30 protein-coding genes are annotated in these 26,561 nt (G+C 59.6%); 14 read left to right on the forward strand and 16 right to left on the reverse strand.

The window, feature by feature from the left end; translation table 11 throughout:
* Positions 1-17 precede the first annotated feature (17 nt).
* Positions 18-797 (reverse strand): IclR family transcriptional regulator, encoded by a 780-nt coding sequence (locus QU606_RS21825; protein ID WP_069076329.1) that lies wholly within the window; start codon positions 795-797, stop codon positions 18-20.
* Between the two features lie 216 nt (positions 798-1,013).
* Between QU606_RS21825 and QU606_RS21830 the strand changes: the two genes are divergently transcribed.
* From QU606_RS21830 to mddA, 5 genes are all read left to right on the forward strand, one after another.
* On the forward strand, positions 1,014-1,796 hold the full coding sequence (locus QU606_RS21830; protein ID WP_150295143.1) for an ABC transporter substrate-binding protein: 783 nt from the start codon (positions 1,014-1,016) through the stop codon (positions 1,794-1,796).
* Positions 1,793-2,461, forward strand: coding sequence for an amino acid ABC transporter permease (locus QU606_RS21835; RefSeq protein WP_024075984.1), 669 nt, complete (start codon positions 1,793-1,795; stop codon positions 2,459-2,461). Before QU606_RS21830 ends, QU606_RS21835 begins: the two co-directional genes overlap by 4 nt.
* Positions 2,458-3,210, forward strand: coding sequence for an amino acid ABC transporter ATP-binding protein (locus QU606_RS21840; protein WP_024075985.1), 753 nt, complete (start codon positions 2,458-2,460; stop codon positions 3,208-3,210). The genes QU606_RS21835 and QU606_RS21840 overlap by 4 nt, the downstream gene beginning before the upstream one ends.
* Positions 3,207-4,475, forward strand: a complete 1,269-nt coding sequence (locus QU606_RS21845; protein ID WP_304997510.1) for an FAD-binding oxidoreductase — start codon at positions 3,207-3,209, stop codon at positions 4,473-4,475. The genes QU606_RS21840 and QU606_RS21845 overlap by 4 nt, the downstream gene beginning before the upstream one ends.
* Positions 4,476-4,607: 132 nt before the next feature.
* Positions 4,608-5,375 (forward strand): methanethiol S-methyltransferase, encoded by a 768-nt coding sequence (mddA, locus tag QU606_RS21850; protein ID WP_304997511.1) that lies wholly within the window; start codon positions 4,608-4,610, stop codon positions 5,373-5,375.
* Between the two features lie 213 nt (positions 5,376-5,588).
* On the opposite strand, the gene glsB is transcribed toward mddA, so the two are convergent.
* The gene (glsB, locus tag QU606_RS21855) at positions 5,589-6,497 is read right to left on the reverse strand and encodes a glutaminase B (RefSeq protein WP_024075989.1); all 909 of its coding nucleotides are present in this window, start codon (positions 6,495-6,497) and stop codon (positions 5,589-5,591) included.
* Between the two features lie 167 nt (positions 6,498-6,664).
* On the reverse strand, positions 6,665-7,075 hold the full coding sequence (locus QU606_RS21860; RefSeq protein WP_024075990.1) for a hypothetical protein: 411 nt from the start codon (positions 7,073-7,075) through the stop codon (positions 6,665-6,667).
* 109 nt (positions 7,076-7,184) lie between these two features.
* Here QU606_RS21860 and QU606_RS21865 point away from each other — a divergent pair, with 109 nt between their 5' ends.
* Positions 7,185-8,045: a helix-turn-helix domain-containing protein gene (locus tag QU606_RS21865; protein WP_024075991.1), complete on the forward strand. Its 861-nt coding sequence runs from the start codon at positions 7,185-7,187 to the stop codon at positions 8,043-8,045.
* On the opposite strand, the gene QU606_RS21870 is transcribed toward QU606_RS21865, so the two are convergent.
* Positions 8,046-8,687 carry a ribonuclease T2 gene (locus QU606_RS21870; protein ID WP_024075992.1) on the reverse strand — a complete coding sequence of 214 codons (642 nt, stop codon included), beginning with the start codon at positions 8,685-8,687 and terminating at the stop codon, positions 8,046-8,048. It abuts the gene before it with no gap.
* A gap of 90 nt (positions 8,688-8,777) precedes the next feature.
* On the reverse strand, positions 8,778-9,758 hold the full coding sequence (locus QU606_RS21875; RefSeq protein WP_024075993.1) for a Gfo/Idh/MocA family protein: 981 nt from the start codon (positions 9,756-9,758) through the stop codon (positions 8,778-8,780).
* A 127-nt stretch (positions 9,759-9,885) separates the two neighbouring features.
* Between QU606_RS21875 and QU606_RS21880 the strand changes: the two genes are divergently transcribed.
* Positions 9,886-10,248: an NUDIX hydrolase gene (locus QU606_RS21880; RefSeq protein ID WP_041161240.1), complete on the forward strand. Its 363-nt coding sequence runs from the start codon at positions 9,886-9,888 to the stop codon at positions 10,246-10,248.
* A gap of 135 nt (positions 10,249-10,383) precedes the next feature.
* On the forward strand, positions 10,384-10,917 hold the full coding sequence (locus tag QU606_RS21885; protein ID WP_304997512.1) for a hypothetical protein: 534 nt from the start codon (positions 10,384-10,386) through the stop codon (positions 10,915-10,917).
* Positions 10,918-10,940: 23 nt separating this feature from the next.
* Here QU606_RS21885 and QU606_RS21890 read toward each other — a convergent pair whose 3' ends face one another.
* The 4 genes from QU606_RS21890 to QU606_RS21905 are packed head-to-tail and all read right to left on the reverse strand — an operon-like array spanning position 10,941 to position 12,782.
* Positions 10,941-11,435, reverse strand: a complete 495-nt coding sequence (locus QU606_RS21890; RefSeq protein WP_150054737.1) for a periplasmic heavy metal sensor — start codon at positions 11,433-11,435, stop codon at positions 10,941-10,943.
* Positions 11,432-11,863, reverse strand: coding sequence for a hypothetical protein (locus QU606_RS21895; protein ID WP_304997513.1), 432 nt, complete (start codon positions 11,861-11,863; stop codon positions 11,432-11,434). Before QU606_RS21895 ends, QU606_RS21890 begins: the two co-directional genes overlap by 4 nt.
* Positions 11,860-12,438: an RNA polymerase sigma factor gene (locus tag QU606_RS21900; protein WP_024075998.1), complete on the reverse strand. Its 579-nt coding sequence runs from the start codon at positions 12,436-12,438 to the stop codon at positions 11,860-11,862. Before QU606_RS21900 ends, QU606_RS21895 begins: the two co-directional genes overlap by 4 nt.
* 32 nt (positions 12,439-12,470) lie before the next feature.
* Entirely contained in the window at positions 12,471-12,782 is a 312-nt protein-coding gene (locus QU606_RS21905) for a YXWGXW repeat-containing protein (RefSeq protein WP_024075999.1), read from the reverse strand.
* 223 nt (positions 12,783-13,005) lie between these two features.
* On the opposite strand from QU606_RS21905, the gene QU606_RS21910 reads away from it, so the two are divergent.
* Positions 13,006-13,146 carry a hypothetical protein gene (locus QU606_RS21910; RefSeq protein WP_024076000.1) on the forward strand — a complete coding sequence of 47 codons (141 nt, stop codon included), beginning with the start codon at positions 13,006-13,008 and terminating at the stop codon, positions 13,144-13,146.
* A gap of 210 nt (positions 13,147-13,356) precedes the next feature.
* Complete coding sequence (locus tag QU606_RS21915; protein WP_102625532.1) at positions 13,357-14,301, forward strand: diguanylate cyclase; 945 nt, start codon at positions 13,357-13,359, stop codon at positions 14,299-14,301.
* 277 nt (positions 14,302-14,578) lie between these two features.
* Here the strand turns inward: QU606_RS21915 and QU606_RS21920 are convergent, their stop codons facing one another.
* The 3 genes from QU606_RS21920 to QU606_RS21930 form a co-directional block, all read right to left on the reverse strand.
* Positions 14,579-14,839 (reverse strand): hypothetical protein, encoded by a 261-nt coding sequence (locus tag QU606_RS21920; RefSeq protein WP_024076002.1) that lies wholly within the window; start codon positions 14,837-14,839, stop codon positions 14,579-14,581.
* 211 nt (positions 14,840-15,050) lie between these two features.
* Entirely contained in the window at positions 15,051-15,380 is a 330-nt protein-coding gene (locus tag QU606_RS21925; RefSeq protein ID WP_024076003.1) for a hypothetical protein, read from the reverse strand.
* A 130-nt stretch (positions 15,381-15,510) separates the two neighbouring features.
* Positions 15,511-18,003, reverse strand: coding sequence for a TonB-dependent siderophore receptor (locus tag QU606_RS21930; protein ID WP_193689476.1), 2,493 nt, complete (start codon positions 18,001-18,003; stop codon positions 15,511-15,513).
* A 252-nt stretch (positions 18,004-18,255) separates the two neighbouring features.
* Between QU606_RS21930 and QU606_RS21935 the strand changes: the two genes are divergently transcribed.
* Both QU606_RS21935 and QU606_RS21940 read left to right on the forward strand, forming a co-directional pair.
* The gene (locus QU606_RS21935) at positions 18,256-19,017 is read left to right on the forward strand and encodes a hypothetical protein (protein WP_304997514.1); all 762 of its coding nucleotides are present in this window, start codon (positions 18,256-18,258) and stop codon (positions 19,015-19,017) included.
* 3 nt (positions 19,018-19,020) lie between these two features.
* Positions 19,021-19,431, forward strand: a complete 411-nt coding sequence (locus QU606_RS21940; RefSeq protein ID WP_304997515.1) for a hypothetical protein — start codon at positions 19,021-19,023, stop codon at positions 19,429-19,431.
* A 129-nt stretch (positions 19,432-19,560) separates the two neighbouring features.
* Here the strand turns inward: QU606_RS21940 and QU606_RS21945 are convergent, their stop codons facing one another.
* On the reverse strand, positions 19,561-20,541 hold the full coding sequence (locus QU606_RS21945) for an IS5-like element IS1384 family transposase (RefSeq protein WP_010466230.1): 981 nt from the start codon (positions 20,539-20,541) through the stop codon (positions 19,561-19,563).
* 369 nt (positions 20,542-20,910) lie between these two features.
* Positions 20,911-21,348, reverse strand: coding sequence for a DUF3995 domain-containing protein (locus QU606_RS21950; RefSeq protein ID WP_024076007.1), 438 nt, complete (start codon positions 21,346-21,348; stop codon positions 20,911-20,913).
* 92 nt (positions 21,349-21,440) lie between these two features.
* Between QU606_RS21950 and QU606_RS21955 the strand changes: the two genes are divergently transcribed.
* Both QU606_RS21955 and QU606_RS21960 read left to right on the forward strand, forming a co-directional pair.
* Positions 21,441-21,830, forward strand: coding sequence for a DUF2946 domain-containing protein (locus QU606_RS21955; protein ID WP_304997516.1), 390 nt, complete (start codon positions 21,441-21,443; stop codon positions 21,828-21,830).
* Between the two features lie 94 nt (positions 21,831-21,924).
* Complete coding sequence (locus QU606_RS21960; RefSeq protein WP_304997517.1) at positions 21,925-24,051, forward strand: TonB-dependent siderophore receptor; 2,127 nt, start codon at positions 21,925-21,927, stop codon at positions 24,049-24,051.
* Between the two features lie 182 nt (positions 24,052-24,233).
* Here QU606_RS21960 and QU606_RS21965 read toward each other — a convergent pair whose 3' ends face one another.
* Positions 24,234-25,244, reverse strand: a complete 1,011-nt coding sequence (locus QU606_RS21965; protein WP_069075804.1) for an ABC transporter substrate-binding protein — start codon at positions 25,242-25,244, stop codon at positions 24,234-24,236.
* 133 nt (positions 25,245-25,377) lie between these two features.
* A complete protein-coding gene (locus tag QU606_RS21970) occupies positions 25,378-25,827 on the reverse strand; it encodes a hypothetical protein (protein ID WP_051448895.1) in 450 nt (149 codons plus the stop codon).
* Between the last annotated feature and the right edge of the window lie 734 nt (positions 25,828-26,561).

Below are 26,561 nucleotides of genomic sequence, written 5' to 3' on the forward strand. Positions count from 1 at the left end.
GGGTTTCAGGGTGTCTGTTATTCCAGGTTCCGGGCTGAGTTGCTCAGTGCCCTTGAGCATTGCAACAGTGCCGGCGCCAATTGCTTCTCCGCATCCGCCCTGCTCCACCGACTGGTCGGCGCCACCACATGCACCGCTGCCACCGGGCGGCCATTCGCACCGAGCACTGGCGCGCCGATAGTCATGTCGCCCAGAAACAACTCCTGGCCATTCACTGCATAACCCTGCTCTCTCACCAGCTGCAACGAATCCAGAATCCTGTCGACCTCAGTCAATGTCTGGCTGGTGTGCGCAATGCGCTGGCTGTTCTCGATCAACGCCAACGCTTCCTCCTGCGGCAGCGCACTCAAATACGCCCGCCCCGATGCCGTGCAGTACATCGGCACCCGCGAGCCGATGGGCATATGCACCGGCACAAAGCCTGAACTGACGAAGCGCGCGATGTAGGTCATGTCGTAGCCCGCCGGCTCGGTGAGGCACGAGGTCTCGCCGGTCAAGCGCGTGAGTTCCGACAGAAACGGGTTGGCCACTTCGATCAGCGAATGCGCATCCAGATAACTGAAGCCCAACTCCAGCACCCGCGGGGTGAGTTGGTAATGCCGGGTGCGGGAGTGTTTCCGAAGGTAACCCAGGCTTTCGAGGGTAAACACCATGCGCTGGGCGGAGCTTTTGGTCATGCCGGCGGCGTCCGCCACCTCTGCAAGGCTCATGCTACGGCGCTGGGCGCTGAATGCCTTGAGCACCGACAGGCCTTTTTCCAGGGATTGGTTGTGCAAACTGTTGCGTTCTTCGGACATGGCGAACTCACGGGCGGGGTCAGTCAGACGTAGCGATATTTCTACCCTAAATTGCCAAAATAGACCATTAAAAATCGCATACCGATACGAACAGTTCATTTTTTCTATTTTCTATAGCGACATACGATTTTTATTCATCGAAATGGCATAGAGCTTGCGGTTTCATCCGTAGCCGCTAGCGCTACTGACAATCCGTTTTCCTTATGGAGTAACCCGATGAACAGTCTTTCGCCCTTGTTTCGCCGCCTCGCCTTCGGTCTGTGCGCCACCCTATGCGTCGGCGTTGTGCACGCCGCCGGTGCGTCCTCGTACAAAGTCGGTGCAACGGCCAGCGGCTCGCCGTTTACCTTCCTCGATATCAAGAGCAACAGCATCCAGGGCGTGATGGTCGATGTGGCCGAGGCCGTGGGCAAGGCTGGCGGCTTTACCAGCCAGATCGAACAGACCAACTTCGCCGCGCTGATCCCCTCCCTCACGTCCGGCAAGCTCGACTTCATCTCCGCCGGCATGCTCAAGACCCAAGAGCGCACCAAGGTCGTCGACTTCAGCGCGCCGGTGTACGCCTACGGGGAAGGCCTGATCATCAGCGCCGAGGACAACGCCGCCTACCCGGACTTGATGCCACTCAAAGGCCAGGTGGTCGGCGTACAGGCCGGTACGATCTTCTATGACCAACTGAACAAGCTGGGCATCTTCAAGGAAATCCGCACCTATGACTCGATCGGCGAGATGGTCCGCGACCTGTCCCTGGGCCGTATCAAGGCAGCGGTCGGTGACCAGCCCGTGGTCGCGTACCAGATCCGCCAGAAGCTGTTCAAAGGGGTAAAACTGGCCCCTGACTACACGCCCGCCAACGTCGGCGAAGTGTGCCTGGTGGTGCGCAAGGGCGACACCGAAACCCTCGCGCGCCTTAACACCGCCATCGCCAGCATCAAGGCCGACGGCACTCTGGACAGCATCCTCAAGAAGTGGGGGCTTGATACCCAGGTGCGCCCATGAACCCGGCCGAATTCCTGCAGAACGCCCAGGACTTCCTGCCGATTTTGCTGCAGGGCGCCTGGGTAACGATCCAGATCACCGTACTGTCGTTCCTGCTCAGTAGCGCGATCGGCCTGGTGCTGGCGTTGCTCAAGTTGTCACCGATCCGCGTGCTGTCGTGGACCGCGAGCACCATCATCAATGTGATCCGTGGCCTGCCAATCATCGTGCAACTGTTCTACATCTACTTCGTGCTGCCGGACATGGGGGTGCACCTCACAGCGTTCTATGCCGGGGTGATCGGCATGGGCATCGCCTACTCGGCGTACCAGGCCGAGAACTTTCGCACCGGCATCATCGCCGTCGAACAGGGCCAGCGCGAAGCCGCCGAAGCGCTGGGCATGCGCTCAGCCTTGATGATGCGCCGGGTGATCCTGCCCCAGGCGTTTCGCATCGCGCTGCCGCCCTACGGCAACACCCTGGTGATGATGCTCAAGGACTCGTCGCTGGTGTCGACCATCACCGTGGCCGAGATGACCCGCCAGGGCCAACTGATCGCCTCGTCGACCTTCCAGAACATGACCGTCTATACCCTGGTCGCCCTGCTCTACCTGCTGATGAGCCTGCCGCTGGTGTATGGCTTGCGTCGAATGGAACAGCACCTGGGCCGGAGGAAAAAAGCATGATCGAGATACGCCAACTGCAAAAACACTACGGCAGCCACCGCGTGCTGCACGGCGTGGACCTGGACGTGGCCAAGGGTGAAGTGGTGTGCCTGATCGGTCCGTCGGGCTCAGGCAAATCCACCCTGCTGCGCTGCATCAATGCGCTGGAAGCCTATGACGGCGGCCACATCAACGTGTTCGGCGAAACCGTGCAGCGCGCCAGTAAAACCGTTCACGCCCTGCGCAGCCGCATGGGCATGGTGTTCCAGCGCTTCAACCTGTTCCCCCATCGCACCGTGCTGGAAAACGTCATGGAAGGCCCGGTGTACGTCAAAGGCGAACCGCTCAAGCAGGCCCGCGAGGAAGCCCTGGTGCTGCTGGAAAAAGTCGGCCTGAGTGCCAAGGCCGACGCCTACCCGGAACAGCTCTCCGGCGGCCAGCAACAACGCGTGGCCATCGCCCGCGCCCTGGCGATGAAACCCGAAGCCATGCTGTTCGACGAACCCACCTCGGCCCTCGACCCGGAACTGGTGGGCGACGTGCTGGCGGTGATGCGCACCCTGGCCGATGAAGGCATGACCATGATTGTCGTCACTCACGAAATGGGCTTTGCACGGGAAGTGGCCGACCGCGTGTGCTTCCTGCATGGCGGCTACATCGTCGAAAGCGGCGCGGCCGAGCAAGTGCTGGGCAATCCGCAGCATCCACGTACCCAGGATTTCCTGCGGCGGGTGCTTCACCCCACTGGCGATACGCGGAGCCTGTCATGAAGTCATTGTGGTCGGCGACGGCGCCGTCGGTGATGCCGACGCCTGCGCTGAGTGAATCGGTGAAGGTGGATGTGGCGATTGTCGGTGCTGGCTATACCGGGCTGTCGACGGCGCTGCATCTGGCCGAGCGCGGGGTCAGCGTGTGTGTACTGGAAGCTAACGAACCGGGCTGGGGGGCGTCCGGGCGCAACGGTGGGCAGGTCAACCCGACGCTCAAATACGACCCGGAACAACTGGTGCGGATGCTCGGGCCGGAGCGCGCCGAACCATTGATCTCGACCGTCTCGAACTCGGCGGACCTGGTGTTCAACCTGATCGAAAAGCACGGGATTGATTGCGCACCGGTACGCAAAGGCTGGATGCAGGTGTCATACAGCAAAAAAGGCGTCGCCGGGCTGCACGCACGGGCGGATCAGTGGGCCAGCCGGGGTGTACCCGTGCAGCGCCTGAACGCGGCGGCAGTGGCTGCGCGCATGGGCAGCGAGGCGTTTGCCGGTGGCTGGCTGGACGGTCGCGCCGGGGCGCTTCAGCCGTTGGCGTATGCCCGTGGGCTGGTGGGCGCGGCGTCGGCGGCGGGTGTGCGCATTCATGGTCACAGCGCAGTGACGGCATTGCAGCGCCAGGGTGCCGGCTGGCACTTGCAAACCGCTGGTGGTGCGCAAGTGAGCGCCGACCAAGTGGTGCTGGCGACCAATGGCTACAGTGGCAACCTGTGGCCGGGCATGGCGCAGAGCATCCTGGCAGCGAACAGTTTTATCGTCGCCACCAAGCCGCTGAGCGGGCCCGCGGCCGAGAGTATCCTGCCGGGGCAGGAAACCGTGTCCACGGCGCAGCGCTTGCTGTTGTACTTTCGTAAAGACAGTCACGGCCGCTTACTGATGGGCGGGCGCGGGCTGTTCAACGATCCCTCCTCTCCTACGGATTTCGCGCATCTGGAACGATCATTGGCGTTGCTGTTTCCGCAGCTGGGACCGTTGGAATTCGAGTATCGCTGGGCCGGGCGAATCGCGATCACCCGGGATTTCATGCCCCACGTACACGAGCCTGCGCCGGGGCTGACGTTGGCGCTGGGCTGCAACGGGCGGGGGATTGCGCTGTGTACCAGCCTGGGCCAGCAATTGGCGGGACGGTTATGTGACAGCAAGGCGGAGTTTGCCTACCCGGTGACGCCGTTGCAGCGCTTGCCGATGCATGGGCTGCAGCGGTTTTACATTGGTGCGGGGGTGGCTTGGTACAGCTTGTTGGATCGGCTCAATATCAGCTGAATCCTGCTGTCCGCAACGCCGAGAACTGTCAACTCTCACAGCTTACCGTGCACGCAAAACCCGCTAGGCTTAGCCATGGAGTGGCTGACCTGCGGGTTTGCTGTCCATTCATCCTGTGGGAAAGGCACGCTCATGAACCTCGACAACAACCGCACCGCCCGTGCCATCGGATTGGTGTACAGCGCCTGCTGTTACGTGGTGTTCCTGATCACGTGCTTATATTTGATCGGCTTCGTCGGCAACGTGGCAGTGCCCAAGAACATCAACGATGGCCCCCTCGTCGCGTGGCCCGTCGCTGCGCTGATCAACTGCGCACTGATCCTGCTATTCGGCGTCCAGCACACGGTCATGGCACGTACAGGCTTCAAACAATGGCTGGCGGCAATCATCCCCACGTCGGTGGAGCGCTCCACGTATGTACTGCTCAGCAGCCTGGTGCTTGTGCTGATGTTCTGGCTGTGGCAACCGATGACGTTCACCGTTTGGAAGGTTGAAACGACGTGGGCCAAGACCCTGTTGATTGGCCTGTTCTGGCTGGGCTGGGGCATCGCTTTACTGGCAACCTTTTTGATCGACCACTTCGAACTGTTCGGGCTCAAGCAAGTCATCGACCGTTGGCGCAGCCCCACACCGCAGGCGCCAGTATTCAGGACGCCGCTGCTTTACAAGATCGTGCGCCACCCGCTGTATCTCGGTTTTCTGATCGCCTATTGGGCAACGCCGTACATGACGTCTGGGCAGCTGCTATTCGCGATAGGGATGACGGCTTATGTCTTCATTGGCGCCAGCTTTGAAGAGAAGGACCTGGTGAGGTTGTTTGGTGAGCGGTATCGCCGGTATCAGCAGGAAGTGAGCATGATTTTGCCGTGGTCGAAGACACGCAAAAAAGACCCTGAATAGCCCTTTGTGGCGAGCGGGCTTGCCCTAATACCCTTCAGTTAAGGCTTTTTTGTAGGAGCGAGCTTGCTCGCGAAGAACTCACAGGCGCCGCATTGATTCAGGAAACACGCGTTATCGTTGAGGTTTTTCGCGAGCAAGCTTGCTCCTACAGAAGGCGATGTACGCTTAACTGAACGACATTAGGGCTTGCCCCGCGGATGGGAACGATTCATCTCAAAACACCGACCACCCAATCCGCTCGCTCAACAACTCCAACGCCTTCATCCCCGCCAGCGAATTCCCCGCTGCGTTCAACTCCGGCGACCATACGCACACGGTGAACTGCCCCGGCACCACCGCGACAATCCCGCCGCCGACCCCGCTCTTGCCCGGCAAGCCCACGCGGTAGGCAAAGTTGCCCGCCTCGTCATACAGCCCACTGGTGGCCATGATCGAGTTCACCTGCTTGGTCTGGCGCGCGGTCAAGATCTGCTCGCCGCTGTGGGCGCTCACCCCCGCGTTAGCCAGGAAGCTGAATGCCCGGGCCAGATCCAGGCAGCTCATCTGCAACGCGCAGTAGTTGAAGTAACTGTGCAGCACCGCGTCCACATCGTTATGGAAGTTGCCGAACGACTTCATCAAGTAAGCCATGGCCGCGTTGCGTGCGCCGTGCTGGGCTTCGGATTCGGCAACGACGCTGTTGACCAGGATCTGCGGGTTGCCCGACAGACGCCGAACAAAGTCACGCATCGACAAAATCGGCACGGCAAAGCGTGATTGGTTGATGTCGCAGATCACCAGCGCGCCGGCATTGATGAAGGGGTTACGGGGTCGCCCGCGTTCGAATTCCAGTTGCACCATGGAGTTGAACGGTTGCCCCGAAGGCTCGTGGCCCAGGCGTTCCCAGATGGTTTCGCCACCGTGGTCGATGGCCTGCACCAGGCTGAATACCTTGGAGATGCTTTGCACCGAGAACAGGGTGTCGGCATCGCCGGCGCAGTAGGCTGAGCCGTCGTTGCCGTACACCGCAATACCGAGTTGGTTGGCCGGTACATCGGCCAATGCGGGGATATAGTCGGCGACTTTGCCGAGGCCGATCAGTGGGCGCACTTCGTCGAGGATCGCCGATAGCATCGCCTGCATAGCGTGTGAGGTCATCGTTCTTTGAATCAGTGATAGCGGGGCGCGGAGGATACTTCAATGTGCTCGCAAGCCCCACACAATCTCCCTCTCTGGTTCGGCAAAGGTGAAGGAATATCAGCCGGGGCGGACTGTCTACAGCGACTGACGCCCCCCGCCCGGTGCACATTTCAAAATTGCGCCACATCGCAAACCCGCTCATCGAGCACGTCCCGCGCCAGTGCCCACGCCTGCTCCCGGGACCCTACCACCAGCAGCGGATAGCCCCACGCCTTGCTGAACGTGATGGTGAACGGTTTGAGCGCCAGGCGTTTGGCCGCGCTCGGTTCCACCTGGATCATGCCTTTGACGAACGCGCGCAGGGCCGGTTTGTTTTTCTTCATCCAGATCGAGGCTTGTTTGCGCTCCTCGTGGGAGTGTTCGTGATTGTTCTCATCCACGGCTTTTTCATGCAGTAGCAGGAAGGGTTGCTGACGCGCCAACAGGCTTTCGAAGATCACAAAGGTATCGTCCGGCCCGCCTTCGTTGGGCGCGTCAAAGACGATTTTCACCACAGGGAAGGTTGAACTGTCGAGTCGCATGGCAAAGCTCCTGAATGAGAGTGGATCTCACTATAGGCGCCGAACCGCTGGACGACATTGCACAGAATAGCCAGAATGTTTCGCAACTCAGCCAAGCCGCGGCACTGCCATGAAGCGCCATCGTCTCGACCTGCATGACCCCTCGCGCGCCAAGGATGCCGACCTGATCCCACGTGCCGTGGTGGCAGTGAGCGCCAGCAGCGCGTCACAGAGTTGGGAGCATGCTCCACACACCCACCGCAAGGGCCAGTTGATGTACACCCTGCGCGGGGCGATTCATTGTGAAATCGAGGCCGGTATCTGGATCGTGCCGCCGCAATGCGCGCTGTGGATTCCCGGTGGCATGCCCCACGCGGCCCGTGGCTCCGGGGCGGCGGAGGTGTATTGCCTGCTGGTCGACCCGCACGCCGCCAACGCCCTGCCCCCGCAGGCGTGCACCCTGGCCGTGTCCGGGCTGCTGCATGAGCTGATCAGCAAAGCGGTGAGCTTCCCGCCGTTATATGAAGTGGACGGGGCACAGGGGCGCTTGATCAACACGCTGCTGGACGAACTGGCCATGGCCCCGATCGAACACCTGCACCTGCCGATGCCCCAGGACCCAAGGCTGCGCCGCCTGGCTGACAGCCTGCTGGCCAATCCCGCGGACAAGGCCACCCTCGCCCAGTGGGCGGTACGCATCGGCATGAGCGAACGCAGCATGACGCGCCTGCTGCTGGAGGAGTTTGGCCTGAGTTTCGGCCGCTGGCGCCGGCAGTTGCATGTGATCCTGTCCCTGCAACGCCTGGCCAAGGGTGAAAGCGTGCAGCGGGTCGCCCTGGACCTGGGCTATGAAAACGCCAGCGGGTTTATCACCATGTTCCGCAAGGCAATGGGCCAGCCGCCAGCGCGTTACCTGGCCGACCGTGCCGGAGCCTCGAGTGCCAACGCCGCGTTGGCACCTGCCGCCATTGCATTGCACCCAGGCAGTTGATCAGCGCTGCAGTGGAATCCGAATATCGCCGTCGCGGCACTGGGTCTTCACACTCCGGGGGCAGCCGGCAAACCGCAGTTCCTTGCTCAGGCACACCCGCACTTCCGATAACACCTTGCCCTTGCAGATCACCGCCACGCTGTGGTCGCCCATGGCGGGATTGCTCTGGCGAAACAGGTTTTCGATGTCGCGCGCCTGCAGGTAGGCCGGGGCATCGAACGGCTGCAGCTGTTGCGGAATCTGTACCGCGCCCAAGGCCGCATCGGTCGCCTCCAGATAGCGCGAAGCGTCGAGGCCGCTGCAGGTACCGTGCTTGGTCCATTCGTGTTTGAGCAATGCCCGTGTCGGGAATATCAACGCGCCTTTGGCCAGGTCTTGCGCCGACAATCGCGATTGTGGATCACACGATGCCGGCCACCCGCCCTTTGCGTACTGCGGCCATAGCCCATGCAGCACAAACCCATAGCCCTTGCCCGAACATTGCTCGTTGTCCGGGTGCGTCAGGCAGAAGGTCGGCGACCACGACAGCGACAACACATAAAAATCAAAATCCCCGGCTGGCCGCTGCTCACGCGGTGCCGCTTGCGCCACCATACATGCCAGCACCCACCCCATAGCCATCCAGGCTGCCTTGTAGTTCATCCGTCTGTTCCTTGAAATAAAGAGGCGACCATTGTCGGCCCGCGGGTGTCCCCGGCGATAGGCGCCGAAGCCACGCGGCCTTGGGGAAAACTACTCAGGATGGTAGGGATTACGCTTCAACACTTTGTCCAGGATGCGGTCGGTCTTCAACGCCTCGATCGCCAGCGACGGATGCTCGGCTTCGCCACGAATGTGTGCGTTCATCGCCAGCACGTGATGCCACTGGATGTGCTCGTGGCACGGCACTTCCAGCACCTCGTCCACGTCGCTCTCAAGGTGCAGCGGCTGGTCTTCGAACACCGCAAACGTTATGCGGCCGCGACTGCCGATCAGCTCGACGCGGTCTTCACGACGGTCCGCGACGAAGTTCCAGCAGCCCATCCCCAACGCCCCCGAGCCAAACGTCCAGCAGGCGGTCACCGCATCTTCAGCCGTGTACTCCCCGGCCTGCCGCGCGGTAAACCCGCTGACCTCGACAATGTCCCCGGCCAGGAACTGGAACAGATCGAACCCGTGGCTGGCCAGGTCGACAAAATAACCACCGCCGGCAATGGCCGGGTCGGTGCGCCAATTGGCGGCGCTGGCGTCTTCGGCGGCTGGCGGCTTGCAGAGGCTCCAGTTGACCTGGCGCAACTCGCCGATACGCCCGGACCGCAACCAGTCACGCACTTGCTGGAAACGCGGCAACGAGCGGCGGTAGTAGGAAACGAACAGGTGCAAGCCAGCACGTTCGAAAGTGCGCTGCATCAACGCGCTCTGCTCGGCGTTGAGGGCCATGGGTTTTTCGACGCAGCAATGCTTGCCCGCCGCCGCGACCATCAGGCTGTACTCCAGGTGGCTGTCGGGCGGCGTGGCGATGTACACCGCGTCCACTTCGGGGTCGTTGATCAGCGCTTGGGCGTCGGTGTAGAAGCGCGCAATGCCATGACGTGCTGCATAATCGCGCACAACCGCTTCGCGGCGCCCCATCACCGCTACCAGGGCTGAGCCTGGCGCTTTGTAGAAAGCCGGTCCACTCTTTAACTCAGTGACACTGCCACAGCCGATCATGCCCCAACGTACGGTCGTCATCAGTTTTCCTCGTCCGTTTTCATCAATCAGGCAGTATCCACGTACCTAACCCGACGCGCTACAACCACCTAGCATGACAATTGCATTACACTTTTGTGACAGACATTGCGCCGTGGGAGCACAGATGATGAAAATACGCGCAACCGTCATTTGCGAACACGAAGGGCATATCCTCTTCGTACGCAAGGCCAGGTCGAAATGGGCACTGCCAGGTGGCAAGGTCGAACAGCATGAACGCCCCGTCGGCGCGGCCGAGCGGGAGCTGGAAGAAGAAACCGGGTTGAACGTGGACGGCCTGCTGTACCTGCAGGAACTGAAGGCCCGCGACACGCTGCACCATGTGTTCGAAGCCTCAGTGGTGAATATCGCCGATGCACGGCCCTGCAACGAGATCGTCGACTGCCAGTGGCATGCCTACGGCGCTGTGGACGAACTGGACACCACCGACGCCACCCGGCACATCGTCAAATCCTTCCTGCGGCGCCTGTAGCGCCGCACTCAGCATCCTTCGCGGTCGCCAACACTGAACGGGCAATCACCTGTCAATGTTGACAGTAGACCGATCGACGTCATCGGCTTACGGTCGTAGACGCAGGTTTCGCTGCCACAGGAAGGATGCAATGCCATGAAGCTACTCTACGAATTCAAAGAAGTGTTCGGGGACGATGACATACCCGAAGTCCTGATATCTCGCCTCAGCGATGAAAATAACGAACTTGATAAGCCAGACTTCACCGTACGTGTGTCTTCGTTCAACAATGACGGGGAGTATTACGTTATCACCAAGCCGGAAGATGTGGATGGTGACGGTAAAGGTGACAAAAATGACGCGCTCTACTATGAGCTGGCCGCCAAGCTGGTAACCGACTTGGTCACCTTGAGCGACATCGGTGATAAGAAGCGCTTTAGTCGCATATTGATAAGATTCAAACCTGGCTCAACAACGGATATCGAGATCCTGCATTTCAAAGACGGCAACAACATCATCTCTGCAGCTGACTTTATCGTGACGGTAACAAACCCCGACCGCTACGGTAAGTATCGAGAAGTCAAGGACCTCATCGACGCCGATGGCGATGGCGACGCAGACAGCAATGACCGTCTGATTTACCGGAAGCTGGCCACATCGTTTGCGTCAATGAAAGACCCGCGCCCATAGCGGGTCTTTCAGGATGAAACCGCTCAGGACCGAGGTTTACTCCCAACCGACTCCAGGGACATCGATTTGTTTTTTGCCTGCCCGCGCATGTACAACGCCTCGACCAGCTTCTGCCGCTCATCCTGGGGCAGGTTGCCGGCGAACTGCGCCAGGGTGCTGTCCACCAGTGCCCGAAGGGCCATATCGGCCTCCCGCGCCTTGGCCAGCTCTGCCACCAATGCTTCACGGTCCAGGCTTGGCGCTTCCAATTGCTTGATCACCCCCAATCGCGCTTCACGCCCCGCCATGATCAGCGGCTGGCTGTCGTCGCGATTGTGGCGCAGCAACTGGCGCAGCTCCCTGCGTCGCTCCACCGGCAGCTTCAACATTGCCTGGCGCAAGCCGTGCTGATTGACCACCGCTGCGGCGGTCGGCGTGTTGGCCATCCAATGGTAGAGGCCGCCACCGACGCCGCCGATAAGAAACACGTTGAGCAACACCGAAACGAGCAACCACGGCTTGAGGGATCTGCTTGTCATTGCTCGGCTTCCTCGGCATTGACGGTGAAGACGACTTCCGCGTCGCCCTGGTCGAAGACGCTGGGCAGCACGTCGGATGACAGCATGGGCAGCGGCACGCTCATGGACGCCACCAGCATTCCCGTGACGACGCCTGCGATCCCTACGCCCACAAGGCCGGCCGGCGATAGCCAACCGGCGTAACGCGACCAGAAAGACTCACCGCCCACTGCGGATCGGCGAATCTGCCTGACCAACGCCGCGTCGGCGACGAGCGGCTGATAGCTGTCCAGTTGGCTGTCGAGCCAACGCGCCTGCTGCAAGGTTTCGCGCGCATGCACATTGCCGCTGCGGAGCAATGCCTGGGCCGGTGCCTGTTCAGCATCGGGCCAGCGACGCAGGTCCGCCCCGTAGGCGTCGGCCAGATAAGCAAAGCGTTCGGGTGTCATGGTGTTCCCCTTCCTGGGCGGGCAAGCCCGGGTGTGTCGGCAAGTTGGCTGCGCAACTGGCGTCGGGCCCTCGACAGCAGGCTCTCCAGTGCCTCGACGCTGATATTCATCAGGGCCGCGGCGTCGATGTTCGACAGCTCCTGGTAGTACTGCAACACGATGGCTTCGCGCTGGCGCTCGGGCAAGGCCGCCAACGCGGCGGCCATGCGTGCACTGCGGTCCTGGGTTTCTAATTGCTCTTCAGGCGATGGCGAGCTGTCTGCCACCTCCAGCGCCTCTTCGTCGCTCAACGGGCGCTCCTTGCGCCGGCGCAGGCGGTCACGGCACAAGTTGAGCACCACCCGGTGCAGCCAAGTATCGAAACGCGCCTCACCACTGCGCCAATTGGCAGCCTGGCGCCAGATGCGCAGGAAACTTTCCTGGGCCACGTCCTTGGCCTCGTCGGCATCGCCCAGTATTCGACCGGCGAGCGCAAGCAACCGGGGTAGCTTGCGGGTCACCATTTCGTTGACGGCCGCAGGTTCGTTATTGCCGATACGTGCCAGCAGCTCAACGTCCGGATCAGTGTCTTTCAATCGGGCAAGTCTCGGTCCGGGGCTAAGAGGTTTCAGCGAATCCAGTGCCCTTCACGCCAATACCAGTTCGGGCCATGGGCTTCCCAGTGCCCAGGCTCCCAGCGGGCATGGCGCATCACCGGCTGCCAGTGACCCGGCACCCAGGCGTAACCGCGTCCTTCCCAGCGCCAGTGGCCAGGGTCCCAGGCATAACCGGGGCGCTCGGCGGGAATCATTTCCACGCGCTGCGGGGGTGGCGCCTGCTGGATGATGATGTCGGTCTGGGCAAAGGTCGGGGTACTGACGAACGCGGCGAAGGCCAGCGGGATCAGCACGGCATAACGCAAATGGGCCAGGGGTCTCATGGCAACTCCTTCATCGGCGTGCAGGAATACACGCTGCTGATGGGTTGAACGGCGTGTGCCGGAAAATCCGTCGCAGGCCGCGGCGTTTTTTTTCAGGCAGTGGTCAAACGCAGTATTGCGCAGGGGATGGCAAGGCTTGATGAAATGTTTGAAAGCTTCGCGACGGATTTACACGGGTGACGGCGTTTAACCAGTACGCACAACACACCCATGAGGAAATACCATGTCTCGTCGCCTATCCATGCTGGTCGCCGCCTTGTTGATCGTCAGCCTCAGCGGCTGTGTGATCGTGCCGGAGCATCGGCATTGCTGCTGGCGCTATTACGGCGCCGCCGCGACACCGACCGACACCGTCAACGGCTGATCCAGCGCGCTAACCCCTCCGCGTCCGGCCTGGAGCGCGGGGGGATGCAAACGTATCGACCCTGCCGCTTTTCACCGCGTAAATCCCCCACGGCTGACGCCAGAATGCCCATCACTCGACCTCCCGTCTGCTGCTGCACCCAGCGCTTGACTCCAGCCCATGATCAAATGACGCTGTTGGCGTTTAGCCATCATCGCGAGCCGCCCAATCATGAGCACCGAACTCCCAAGCCTGCCCGACAGCGATGTGTACAAGACGCTGCTCGAATCGACCAAGGCCATCCCCTGGCGCATCGACTGGCAGACCATGACCTTCAGTTATATCGGCCCGCAGATCGAAGCGCTGCTGGGTTGGACGCCGAAAAGCTGGGTCAGCGTGGATGACTGGGTGGAGCGCATGCACCCGGATGACCGCGAATACGTTGTGAATTTCTGTGTCTCGCAATCCCGTGCCGGGGTGGACCACGAGGCCGATTACCGCGCGCTGACGGTCAACGGCGACTATGTGTGGATTCGCGACGTGGTGCATGTGGTACGCAAGGATGGCGAGGTCGAAGCGCTGATCGGCTTCATGTTCGATATCAGCGAGCGCAAAAAGACCGAAGAGCACCTCACTCGCCTGCAAAAACAGCTGGAGGAATACTCCTTCCAGGACGGCCTCACCGGTATCGCCAACCGCCGCATGTTCGATACCGTGCTGGAACGCGAATGGGCCAGCGCCCAGCGTAGCCAGTTGCCGCTGTCGTTAATCATCCTGGATATCGATTTTTTCAAGCAGTACAACGACCACTACGGCCATATCAAGGGTGATGAATGCCTGCGCCAGGTGGCACGCACGCTGTCATTGGCGGCCAACCGACCGCGGGACTTCATCGCGCGCATCGGCGGCGAGGAATTCGTTTGGTTATTGCCGGAAACCGACGCCGCATCGGCCAGGCAAGTGGCGCAACGTTGCCTGCATCTGATTTGCCAGCAACAGATCGAACATGGGTTTTCACCGGTATCAAACCTGCTGAGCCTGAGCCTGGGGGTCGGCACGCATATCGTGACGCCGAACAGTGCGATGCTGGGGTTTGTCGAAAGCGTCGACAAATTGCTGTACCAGGCCAAGCACAATGGACGGATGCGTGCAGAGTTTGCCGAAATAGAAGTGTGATACCGAGGTCAAATCGCGGGCAAAAAAAATCCCAAGTAGCTGATGGAAACTTGGGATTTAAAAATGCATAAACCGTGGGAGGTGAACGCCCGGCAATAATACCCAGTGTAAAAAGCTGTAACAAGATTATTTTAATCCTTTCGTCGGATTAAAAGCGTCGTAAGTCATTCAATAACCACATATTTTTTAAGGTAGAGGGGTATATGAGTGCCACTTTTTGGTGCAAGTATCGCGATTACTTCCACCCATATATCCCTTTATAAACAATGGTTATTAATTAAAGCGGCGTGACACTTTTAGAGGATTGCCCGTTCAACCGTTTGCAGGTTTCTCGAAGTTCGACACTGTTAGACGATGCCGCACTGGCCACACGCTCCACTTGCCGGCACAAGGCAATGCGTTCGGCCGCCGCTTCGCGTTGGCGGTCGACCTCGGCATTGAACTGCACGAAATAGATCCCCAGTGCCCCTGCGACACACAGCACCCCGAACGCGAAATAACGCAAGCTGTTGGACGATTCAGCCGCTGGCGGGTTCATGAGGTTATAGCGCCCTGCTCTTTTCGTAGCGGACGTCGTCACCCATCTCGTTGGCCACCACCAAGGTGCCAATGGCATAAAGCGTTTGCATACTTGCCTCCTCCATGCAGGACGCAATTGTATGCAAAATGAAACATGGGATTGTGGTGGATTTGTAAAGCGCCTGCCCCGCAGGGGCTGATCAAGAGCACAGGCGCTGCTGGCCAGTCGTTTATTTACGCGCCACTTTGTAGCGCAGGCAGTCCTGATAGAACGTCTGGCGAATCGCCTCGGGCTTGAGCCGAGAGCGGCTGTCATAGGTCTGCTCGGTGATGCCCATGGCCATCATGCGCATCCACGATTTATTGAACTTGATGGTCTGGATCTTTTGTCGCGCGGCATACAGCGAAACCCCTGACAGCTTGAGTTCCTGGGCCCTGGCGGCAGTACCTGCGCCCCAACTGCACATGTACTTGTCCCCCTCGCGCAACTCCCGTGCCTGCACGGTAGCCGCGCCGCCGGCCAGGGAGCAGGCGAACAGCATGATTCCAACAGTGCGCATTTGTTCCCTCACCTAACCACCTGAAAATAAAAGCGATTCTGGCGAGAATTTTGTTACAAAGGGGCCACTAAATTGCCTTATTGCACACGGTAGGAGTGAGTTCTATCGCACTTACAGGGACTGCATGGGTTCACCACCGATAAGTGGCGCTCGCCTGCACGGTGCGTTGCGAGCCATACCAGCACCAGGAGTAGGACAAGCAGGACGCCACGTATTCTTTATTCGCCAGGTTGGTGGCGTTCAGCGCCAGGCGCAGGTTGTCCTTGGGGTTGGCGATATTCGCAATGTCGTAGTGCACCGCCGCGTCAAACAAGGTGTAGCCCGGGACTTTCAGGGTGTTGGCCGTATCCCCCCAGGACGATCCGACATAGCGTGCGCCAGCACCGGCGCCGAATCCTTTCAACTGGCCATCATGGAAGGTGTAGTCAGCCCAGGCCGAGGCCGTATGACGCGGCAGGCCGTACGTGGTCGTGCCTTTGACCGGGATCGCCGGCCCTACGCCCACATCGCTGACCGGCGCGTACTGCGCGGTGCTGTTGGACTTGCTCGCACGGTTATCCAGGTACGCGTAGGCGGCGGTGATGTCCAGGTTGTCGTTGAGGCTGGCCTTGCCTTCCAGTTCAAAGCCACGGGATTGCTGTTCGCCGTCTTGGATGTTGCAACGGCCATTGCCACACAGGTGGGTCGGGTCTGGGTCGATGGTAGGCACGTTGCTCTGGCGCAGGTCGAAAATCGCCGCCGTGATAAAGCTGTTGCTGCCTGGCGGTTGGTACTTGATACCGATTTCATACTGCTTGCCCTCGGTCGGCTTGAACACCGAACCACCGTAGCCGGTGCCCGATTGCGGGTTGAACGACTCGGCATAGCTGGCGTAAGGCGCCAGACCGTTTTCAAACAGATAGACCAGGCCCACACGCCCGGTAAACGCCTTGCTGTCCAGGGAGGATTTGCTCTTGGCGCCACTGCTCAGGGTCTTGGTAGTGCTGTCGGTGCTGGCCCAGTCATAGCGACCGCCGAGCAACAGCACCCATTGGTCCCACTTCATTTGCTCCTGCAGGTAGACCCCCGTCTGTTCGCTGCGCGAGGTCGCATCGGTGGTGAACGCTGGCGTGGCCACGGGCGCGCCGTAGACCGGGTCGAAGATATCCAGGTCCGGCCCCGAGCCGTAACCGGCCTTGGTGTCGGTGCTGGTGTTCTGGTAATCGAGGCCCATCAACAACGTGTGCTGCAATGGCCCGGTGTCGAATTTGGCTTGCAGTTGGTTGTCGAGATTGTAGGCGTCCATGTCGACATCGGTGGCAATGGTCGAACGCTTGGACGTGCGGTAATCCGCCCTGAGGTAGCTGTTGTAGAGGCTCCGATAGACACCTTCGGCACGCAGGTAACGCGCGTTCTGGCGCACGGTCCAGACATCGTCGACATGATGTTCGAACGCGTAGCCAAGGGAGTAATACTCACGGTCACTCTTCTCGAAATTCTTTTCGCCGTCGTAGAAGTCCACGTCGATCTTGCGCCCGGTCGGACTGTGCAGCACCGAGCCCCAGGCCGGCACCGAGCCGTAGGATGCGCCTTGGGGGGCCTTCTGGAAATGCCCGAGCAAGGTCAGCGAGGTGGCCTCGTCGGGGCGCCAGGTGAATGCACTGGACAGCGACTGGCGGCGGGTCTCGGTGTGTTCGACCTGGCCGTCGGCCTCGTCGAACAATCCCGCCACACGGTAGGCATACACACCCTGATCGTCGATCGGGCCACTGAGGTCGAAGGTGGTGCGCTTCTTGTTGAAGGTGCCGTATTCGACGCCCACTTCATGAAACGGCGTGTCCAGCGGGCGCTTGGTGACCATATTGATCACCCCGCTCGGCGTGCCCTGGCCATACAGCACCGACGCCGGGCCGCGCAGTACTTCGACGCGCTCCAGGTCGAAAGCATCCTTTTGCGGCAAGGCGTCACGGCTGGAAGGCACGCGCAGGCCATCGAGGTAGGTGGATGGGGCGAAGCCACGGATGGTCAGTTGGTCCAGCCGCGAGGCCGTGGCGCCACGGGTTTCCGGAACGACAGCGGCGCTGTAGCGCAGGATCTGGTTAAGGCTCTCGGCGTTCTGTGCGCGCATCTGGTCTTTAGTGACGATAGAAATCGACTGCGGGGTTTCAATCACCGCGGTGTCGGTCTTGGTTCCTGACAGGCTACGCGTGGCCACGTAGCCGGCCACCGGCCCGGTCGGACTGTCGGCCCGGTCGGCCGCGCTGATGGTCGTGGCCTGTAACTCCATGGCCCCGCCGTTATCCGGGATAGCTTCCAGACGGTAGCGGTCGGCGGAGATCTTCAGCGCCTGCAAGCCGCTACCGGCGAGCACATGATTCAGCGCTACCTCAGTGTCGTATTGCCCGCTCAAGCCATTGCTGCGTTTGCCACGGGCCAGGCTTGCATCGAAAGCCAGCACCAGGCCCGCCTGTTCGGCCAGGCTATTGAGTGCCTGGCTCAATTCGCCGGCCGGAATCTGGAAACGGCGCAAGGCGCTGCGGCTTTCTTCAGCGAAGGCGGACGGCACGATCAGCAGCGGCACGGCGGCAAAGGCAATCGCCACGGACAGGGCCAGTGGGTGCAAGGGACGAGCAAGGCGCGACATGGGAAATCCTGCGTAATGGAGGTTCTATTAACCATGACGGGCACGCAGGAAAATCGGGCAAGGATGAGAGCAGTTTTTATTTGAGTGGTGTACTGCAATCGGTTGGATCGCTTTTTTGTGTAGCCCTTTGGGTAGGTTTTTCGCGTCTTTTTCCTGACTGTGATGAGCCCTTTCTGATTTTCAAAACCGTTCATCCAGCCGCTTTTCGCTGCGGCAGACTCCGACGCCTTGCCTTCTGCCGAGACGTCACGGATGACCAACGCTTCCCACATTGCCCATATCGAACATGAGCTGGATAGCTTCCATCAGAGCCTGGTGACGTATCGCCAGCAACTGGGGGCCTGGTATTCGCGCGCGCTGGATTCGGTGAGCCACGCCGCTGATTTACCGTCGTTGCTGGGGATGGATCGGGTGTTGCGCGCGGGGAATTCGCAACGTTCCGTGAGCCTTTCCGATACCGACTTCTCCACCGTGGCCCGCTGCCCGGCGGGCGGTGTGTTGCAGATCGAAAGCAAGTTCGAGTCGGTGTATGACGTGCCGATTGGCGATATCCCGGTTGAGGTGATCGGCCTGGATGACGGCAGTTCTACCGTGGTCATGCTCGATGAACAGGGTAAAGGCTCACACCCATGCGTCGCGGGCGCGCGCTACCAGGTACGGGTGCAAGGCGGCGTGTCGGCCCAACAGGTGGACGCGTTGTTTGTGTCCTACGCCGGGTTGACCGCAGACCTGGAGCAATGGCTGCGGTCGCAGTGGGAAGGGTTCAAGCCGCATTGGCAACAGTCGACGGCCAGCGCGATTGGCAGCGGGATATTGGCTGGCAGTTGGGCGGCATACTGGCGTCGACGACAAAAAAACAACATCGTGCGTTTAAAGCTACTAGGAGCTGGAAGTGGCTACAGACCAAATAAAAAGGCCCCAGACAATCCAATTTTTAATCCATCCATGAACGGCGCAGAAATGAAATTTCGTGAAGAGGGCACGCCTTTCACTCTGTTTCCAACCTCGGAATAAAAAATGTTATTTCATCCAAACTCTGACCATATCCCTTTCGACGCCAGCTTGTACTATTTCGTAGGCGTCTTTGACATTTACGACAGAGAGGAAACCAAGGGGGAAGAGCTCGCACACTACAACCCCAACAACAATAAAGACAGAGAAACCCTCATACTTAAATACTGTCTGGACCCTTCCAGCAAGCTTTCATATCGCCACAGATATAAATTAATGGAAAATTTACTCAGCGCACTAAAAACCGAAAGCTTTAACTTTCACTCTTATTTCGAGAATGACCCAGAGAAATACTCAACAATGGCATGGGACGAAACAGAAATAGCCGATCCACGGGGTTTCTTCGTTGATATCTACCGATTAGCCAGCGATGCCTGGAAAGATGACCTCCAAAAAGCTAGGGATGGTCTGAAGTAGCCATGTATTTCCCCGGCATACCACCTAGCGCAACTTTTAAACTCGCCAAATGATCAAAAAACAATCAATTCGACGAGTATTTCTTACGTTTTCGCCACCCGGACCCCACTCCGGTGGCCATTTCCCGCATTACAGGCGCACCTCTCCTGCATTCGTCAGTAAATGTCGGCGCGCCATCCACAGGTTCGACAGAGCGAACAGTGTCACCAGTTGCGCCGTGTTTTTGGCCAAGCCGCGAAAGCGCACCTTGGTGTAACCGAACTGGCGCTTGATTACCCGGAACGGATGCTCGACCTTGGCGCGCACCTGAGCCTTGGCCTTTTCAATCTTGCGCTTGGCTTTGTACAGCACGCTGCGCTTATCGAGTTTTTTGTAGGTGCTGCGGCGTGCCGCCACCTGCCAGATAACTTCACGTCCTTCATGCTCGGGCCGCTTTTCGACACCGGTGTAGCCTGCATCGGCGCAGACCACGTTTTCGTCGCCATGCAGCAATTTGTCCACCTGGGTGACATCCGCCACATTGGCCGCCGTGCCCACTACGCTGTGCACCAGACCCGATTCGTCATCGGCGCCGATGTGGGCCTTCATGCCAAAATAATACTGGTTTCCCTTCTTGGTCTGGTGCATTTCCGGGTCGCGCTTGCCGTCCTTGTTCTTGGTCGAACTGGGCGCATTGATCAGCGTTGCATCGACGATGGTGCCCTGGCGCAGCGACAGGCCGCGGTCGCCCAGATAGCCATTGATGACAGCGAGGATGCCGGCCGCCAGCTCGTGTTTCTCCAGCAAGCGGCGGAAGTTGAGAATGGTGGTTTCGTCGGGGATGCGCTCCAGGTTCAGCCCGGCAAACTGGCGCAGGATCGTGGTTTCGTACAGCGCTTCCTCCATCGCTGGATCGCTGTAGCCGAACCAGTTCTGCAGCAGATGCACACGCAGCATCGCCATCAACGGGTAGGCCGGACGGCCACCTTCACCTTTCGGATAATGTGGCTCGATCAAAGCAATCAAGCCCTTCCACGGCACCACCCGATCCATCTCGATCAGGAACAACTCCTTGCGGGTTTGCTTGCGCTTGCCAGCGTACTCGGCGTCGGCGAAGGTCATCTGCTTCATCGGGAAACTCGGTGGGTGGGGTCGCGGTATTTTGCCAAATCAGAAAGTCTTTTTCAGAGTTTCCCTAGCCTCGAAGACCAATCAGAGTGGTAACGCCACCACTTTCCCAGACCACTTCCTTTTGTGCAAGCTTGCTCGCACTGGGTGTCTAAGCGACCCCAGTCAGAAAAAGGAAAAAAGGGGACAGGAGTAGAAAGGGTACAGAACTACTTACAGGCTAAAGGTTCGATTCACTATTTGATTAAACAAATCCTTCCCCGTCTCCCAAGAGATAAAAAATTAAAATCGTACATATAAATGAATCTGGAGGTGAGGCCATGGGAAAGCATACACCCAATAAATGATGCGAGATTCACAACCTCCCCCCCATCACCCCCACGCCACCACCAACAACCCCACCCCCAACACCAAACACAACGGCGAATAAAACCACGTATCCAACCGCGCAAACCGCGACCCGCTGACTTTCTTGAAAAACCCAACCAACTCCGAATCCCCAATCGCCCTGGCAAACATGAGCACGGCAATCGCGCTGATCCCCCATTGCAATGCGCCATGGGACACCGGCGAGAAATACAGCCCTGCCCGCAGGCACACCAGCAATGCAATCGCGACCAACCCCATCGCCACCAGGAAAGTGCCCAACGCCGAGGGCTTGAACGCCGGGCGTGGCCCGCTGGCAAATTCGCCGGGCAGTTGGGGGATGGCGGCGAGACTGCCAAGTTTGCCGCCGGCGGCCCAATACAGGTGGACCATGCTGATGCAGGTAAAAATGCCGACGACCCATCGTGCAACGACGAAGCTCATGGTGGTTCTCCCTGAAAAGATGCGAAGTAGGATAGCCCCCCTGAAATTTTTTGCAGGCATTTCGTCGGCGGCTGATGGTAAAGTGCCGCCCCATGAAACTTGCCCGTGCCGACCGCTCGATCATTGCCTGGATGCTCTACTGCTGCGTCCTGTTCAATGTGTTCGCGTGCAGTATCGGGCATGGGCAGATGGTCGGGATGCAGCTCAATGGCCTCGGCGGTCAGTTCTGTACGGTGGACCCGCGCACCCAGGCGCCCACGCCGTCCAACTCCACCGATGAAAGCCTGCCAACCCTGTCCAAGGCGTTTGGTTGCCCGCTGTGTTCGACCGGCGGCATGGGCCCGGCATTCAGTTCCAGCCTGAATGTGGCGGTATTGCCACAACCGCATGCCCCTCCTCCAGCCATTGTCGCCACAGCTGACATCCCCGCTCGCTTTACCTGGCCAACGGCCCATCCACGCGCGCCGCCCGCCTTTGCCTGATCCCTTTGCTTTCTGATCTGCACTGACCACCGTTTCCGCGAGGAAGTACGGCGGCCGTGCGTTGTTTCAAGCCAAGTTTTTCAGGATTCAACTCATGAAACATTTACCCCTGTTAGCGGGCCTGTTCGGCTGCCTGCCTGTCTGCGGCTGGGCCCTTGAGCTGGCCCCAACCACTATTGATGGCGAGCAAACCGCCGAGCCCGGCCTGGCCTTGGACCAACCCAGCGGCATGGCGTCGCGGCTGGGCCTGAGCGTGCGGGAAACCCCGGCCTCGGTGGCCATCGCCACACGCAACGACATCGAGCGCCATGGCGCCAGGACCTTCCGCGACGCCGCCAACACCTTGCCCGGTGTCAACGCCAGTGCACCGCCAGGGTTTGGTGGTTTTGTGTCGTATCGGGGATTTACCAGCAGCCAGATCACCCAGATGTTCAACGGTATCAATGTGGCGACCGGCCTGGCGCGGCCAGTGGATGCGTGGATTTATGATCGCGTGGAACTGGTCGGCGGCCCCTCCTCGCTGATCAACGGTGCCGGCTCCGTGGGGGGATCGCTGAACTATGTGACCAAGCTGGCCAGCCGCGAGGAACAGGCCGCCGAAGGCCAACTGACCTATGGCAGCTACGATACCGCCGGCATGGCCTTCGGCCTGAACCATGCGCTCACCGAGCCAGGCGCCGACGTGCAGCACTATGCCCGCCTGGACGTCAGCCGCAACACCAACCACAGCTATATCGACCGCGACCAGCGCGACGCCTGGAGCCTGGCGTTTTCCCTGCTCAGCGACTTGACCCCCAACCTGTCCCACACCCTGGCCCTGGAATACCAGGATGAACACGAAGACAGTCCTTACTGGGGCACGCCCGTGCTCAACCCCAAGGCCGGTGAGTTGAAGATCGACACACACAACCGCTTCAATAACTACAACGTCGCCGACGGTCGTTACGAACAACGCACCCTCTGGGCACGCTCGATCATCGACTACCGGATCAACGACAGCACCACGTTGAAAAACACCCTTTACCACCTGGACAGCCAACGCGATTACCGCAACCTGGAAACCTACCAGTACAACGCCGACAACAGTGCGGTGAACCGTTCAACCGCCTACCAGGTGCGCCATCAGGGCGAACAGCACGGTAACCAGTTCGAGCTGCGTCATGAAGACCGCGTCTTTGGCCTGTCGACCACTTGGTCCGGGGGCTTCGAGTACAAGGTCAATAGCACCACCAACAGCCCGCTCAGGGCGGCCGGCAATAGCACAGTGGACCCTGATCACTACGACCCTGGGCACTTCTACGACATCCCAGGTACACGACCCGGCTTTATCAGGGACAAGACCAACGAGGTCACGACCAAGGCACTGTTCGTGGAAAACCGCCTGGGCCTGACCGATAAATTGTCACTGCTCACTGGCCTGCGTTACGACGCGATCGACCTGGACGTGACCAACCACGGCAGCGTGACCACCACAAACCCACGCCACTTCACGCGCAGTTGGGAGCCGGTGACCGGCCGGGTTGGCCTGACTTACCAGTTCATCCCCTCAGCCAACGTGTATGTGCAATACAGCACCGCCGCCGAGCAGCCGAGTACCACGACTCAAGTGTTTGACGTGTCGACAGGCAAGCAGTGGGAAGTGGGCAGCAAGTTCGACTACCTGGACGGTCGCGGTTCGGCCACCGTCGCCGCCTACAAGATCGAGCGCAAGGACTTTGCCGTCACCGATCCGCTGGACCCGAACAACAGCATCCCGGTCGGCGCGCAATCGTCCAAGGGGATCGAGTTGGCCAGTTCATTACGCATCACACCCAGGCTGCTCGCCGAAGGCAACTTCGCCTGGGTGGATGCCGAGTATGAGGAGTTCAACGAGAAGATCGCCAGCGGTGCGGTGGTGTCGCGCAAGGGCAATACGCCCACCAATGTGCCCAAGCGCGTGGGCAACCTGGGGCTGACATACGATTTTGCCGAAGATTGGCAGGGTGGCGTGGATGCGCGCTACGTCGCCGAAGTGTATGCGGACAATGCCAATACCCAGACGGTACCGGCCTACACGCTGTTCGGCACCTTCCTGCGCTACAAGGTGGACGCGCGCACCTCGGTGACGGGCCGGGTGCGCAACCTGACCAATGCGGTGTATGCCGAATTTGCCCATGTGTCGCCAGCGTATTACCTGGGGGCGCCGAGGACGTTTGAGGTGGCGGTACAGACCCGGTTCTAACGCTGTAATGCGAACAAAATGTAAAAGCGGCTTGCTCCCGACAGCGGTGCATTAGCTGGATATGGAATAGTCCTTACACGACCGCATTCTTTGTGGCGAGCGGGCTTGCCACAACAAGCCCGCTCGCCACAACAGGCCCGCTCGCCACATTTTTAGCACTCCCGCGGTCGAGAGAGGGAACGTTACCTCAAGCTGGCTTCGACTTTCTGCGCCACATCCTCCGTCAACCACGCCTTCCACACCTCTGGGTATTCCTTGAGGAACGCTTGGGCGACCTCCCGCGGCGCGGTGTGATTCTCGCTCATCGTCGCCAAGGCCTTGTTCAGCGGTTCAATGGGGAACTCGACCTTCTCGAAGAACCCGGCGATCTGCGGATGCGCCTTCTGGAATGGCGTGGATACGCCAATGCTCAATTTGGATGCCAGCGAACGTGTCGGTTTCGGATCGGGATTGTCCGCGTCGGTCAGGGTCTTCCAGGCCTCGGCATCAAATGGCGGTTCTTCGAGCTGGATCAGCTTGTAGCGCCCCATCAGCGGCGTCGGCGACCAGTAGTAGAACAACACCGGCTTGCCACGGCGAATCGACGAAGCGATCTCGGCGTCCAGCGCCGCGCCCGAGCCGCTGCGGAAATTCACATAACTGTCGTCCAGGCCATAGGCCTTGAGCTTCTGCTTGTTCACCACTTCGGAGGTCCAGCCAATCGGGCTGTTGAGAAAACGACCCTTGCCGGGTGATTCCGGGTCTTTGAACACGTCCTTGTAACGCGCCAGGTCCTTCACGCTCTTGAGGTCCGGTGCCAGGGGCTTGAGGCCTTTGGCAGGATCACCCTTGACCACGTATTCCGGCACCCACCAACCTTCGGTGGCCCCCTTGACCGTATCGCCCAGGCCCACCACCTTGCCTTCAGCCTCGGCCTTGACCCACACCGGGCTGCGCCCTGCCCACTCTTCGCCGATCACCTGGATATCGTTCTTGGCCAGGGCGGTTTCCAGGGTGATGGTGGTGCCTGGCAAGGTGTCGGTGGGCAGGTCATAGCCCTTCTCGACGATAAACCGCAGGACCTCGGTGATCAGGCTGCCGCTTTCCCAGTTCAGGTCGGCAAAGTGTACCGGCGCCTCGGCAGCCGATACCGAGGCCACGGATAGTCCCAGGGTGGTCAGGGACGCGGCCAACAGCGATTTCAATCCTTTCATGCCTTTGCACCTCGCATTTTCTTGCAGCCATGGCGGACGGCTTTGCTGCAATGCGCGAAGCCTCTGAATAGTTAAGTCAACTCAACTGTAGTAGAGGTTCCGAGGGACAAAGGATGTTCGTGGTATTGACCGATTACTCACTGGCCTTGAAGGTCACCAGCTCACCCTTGCGCCATTTGGCGGCCTTGCCGGTCACGGCCTTCAGGGTTTTGGTCAGGCCCTCCTGCAGTTGCTCATGGGCGGCAAATACCAGCATCACGCTGTGGCCTTCCTTGAAGACAATGCCCTGGCCCTCGGCGCAGGACACAAAGGCGTAATCACCCAGGCCATACACCGTCAACTTGATATCGCGGAACTTCAATTCAAACTTGCCGCCTTCGCGACTGGGTAATACCGCGGCGCGGAAATGGTCACCGACCTTGAGTTCCAAACGCGGTTTATCATCCACCACCAGTGCGGTTTCGGTATCGATCTCGGCGATATAGATACCTTCCGGCGTCTGCTCAGTGATGTAGACGAAACGGGATTGAAACTGCTTGACCAACTTTGCGCGCAAATCACCCAGCACGAATAACGCGTGCATATCCAGATTACTGACTGCCAAGGAAACGCCCCCACATCGAAAAAAGCACCGTCCGCCAGAGCGGGCAGCACGAAAAAACGGCCGTAACGGCACGATCACACAACACATTCTTTGAAAAAAACTGAAGAAAATCCCGCTGCTGCGCCGTAAGACTAGTACAGGCGTGCACGATGGACCTCTTGCAAGGTCATCAGGCGTCACAGGAAATCACAGGTTCAACGACACGAGAATACGCGCCGACCAGCTTCAGAGAATAACCCCATTAAAAACGCAGTTTCCGACAACTCATACAAACACACACACCTTGGCATGGAACCAGGCAGCGGCCACTGGCGACAATACTAAAACAGCAACACGGGTCAAAACCACCCGAAACGCTGGTGGTGAGTCCACAAGATAGATCGACAGGAGCTGACCATGCTACGACAACAACACGACGCTACGTCTTCCCGCACTCGTTCATCATGTCACGACGAGCGCCAATACTACTGCTTGCACAGCTCCAACGGGTACTCGAATTCGGTTCTTTACCAAGTTGTTCCGGCCGGCAGGAATTTCTTTCATATCCTCGAAGTCACCAGTGGCAGGATCCGAGGATTTCGCAGCGACCACAACCAGGCCTGCGAATTGGCCAAGCAACTGGAGAGCGCCCTGCACGCCCTGCACGGCGGAATCGTTTCGTCACCTGGATGACTTTACTGCGCCACCGCCCTTCAACAACTGCCATACTGGCC

It is taken from the genome of Pseudomonas sp. OVF7, assembly GCF_030644265.1.
Taxonomy (GTDB): domain Bacteria; phylum Pseudomonadota; class Gammaproteobacteria; order Pseudomonadales; family Pseudomonadaceae; genus Aquipseudomonas; species Aquipseudomonas gorinensis.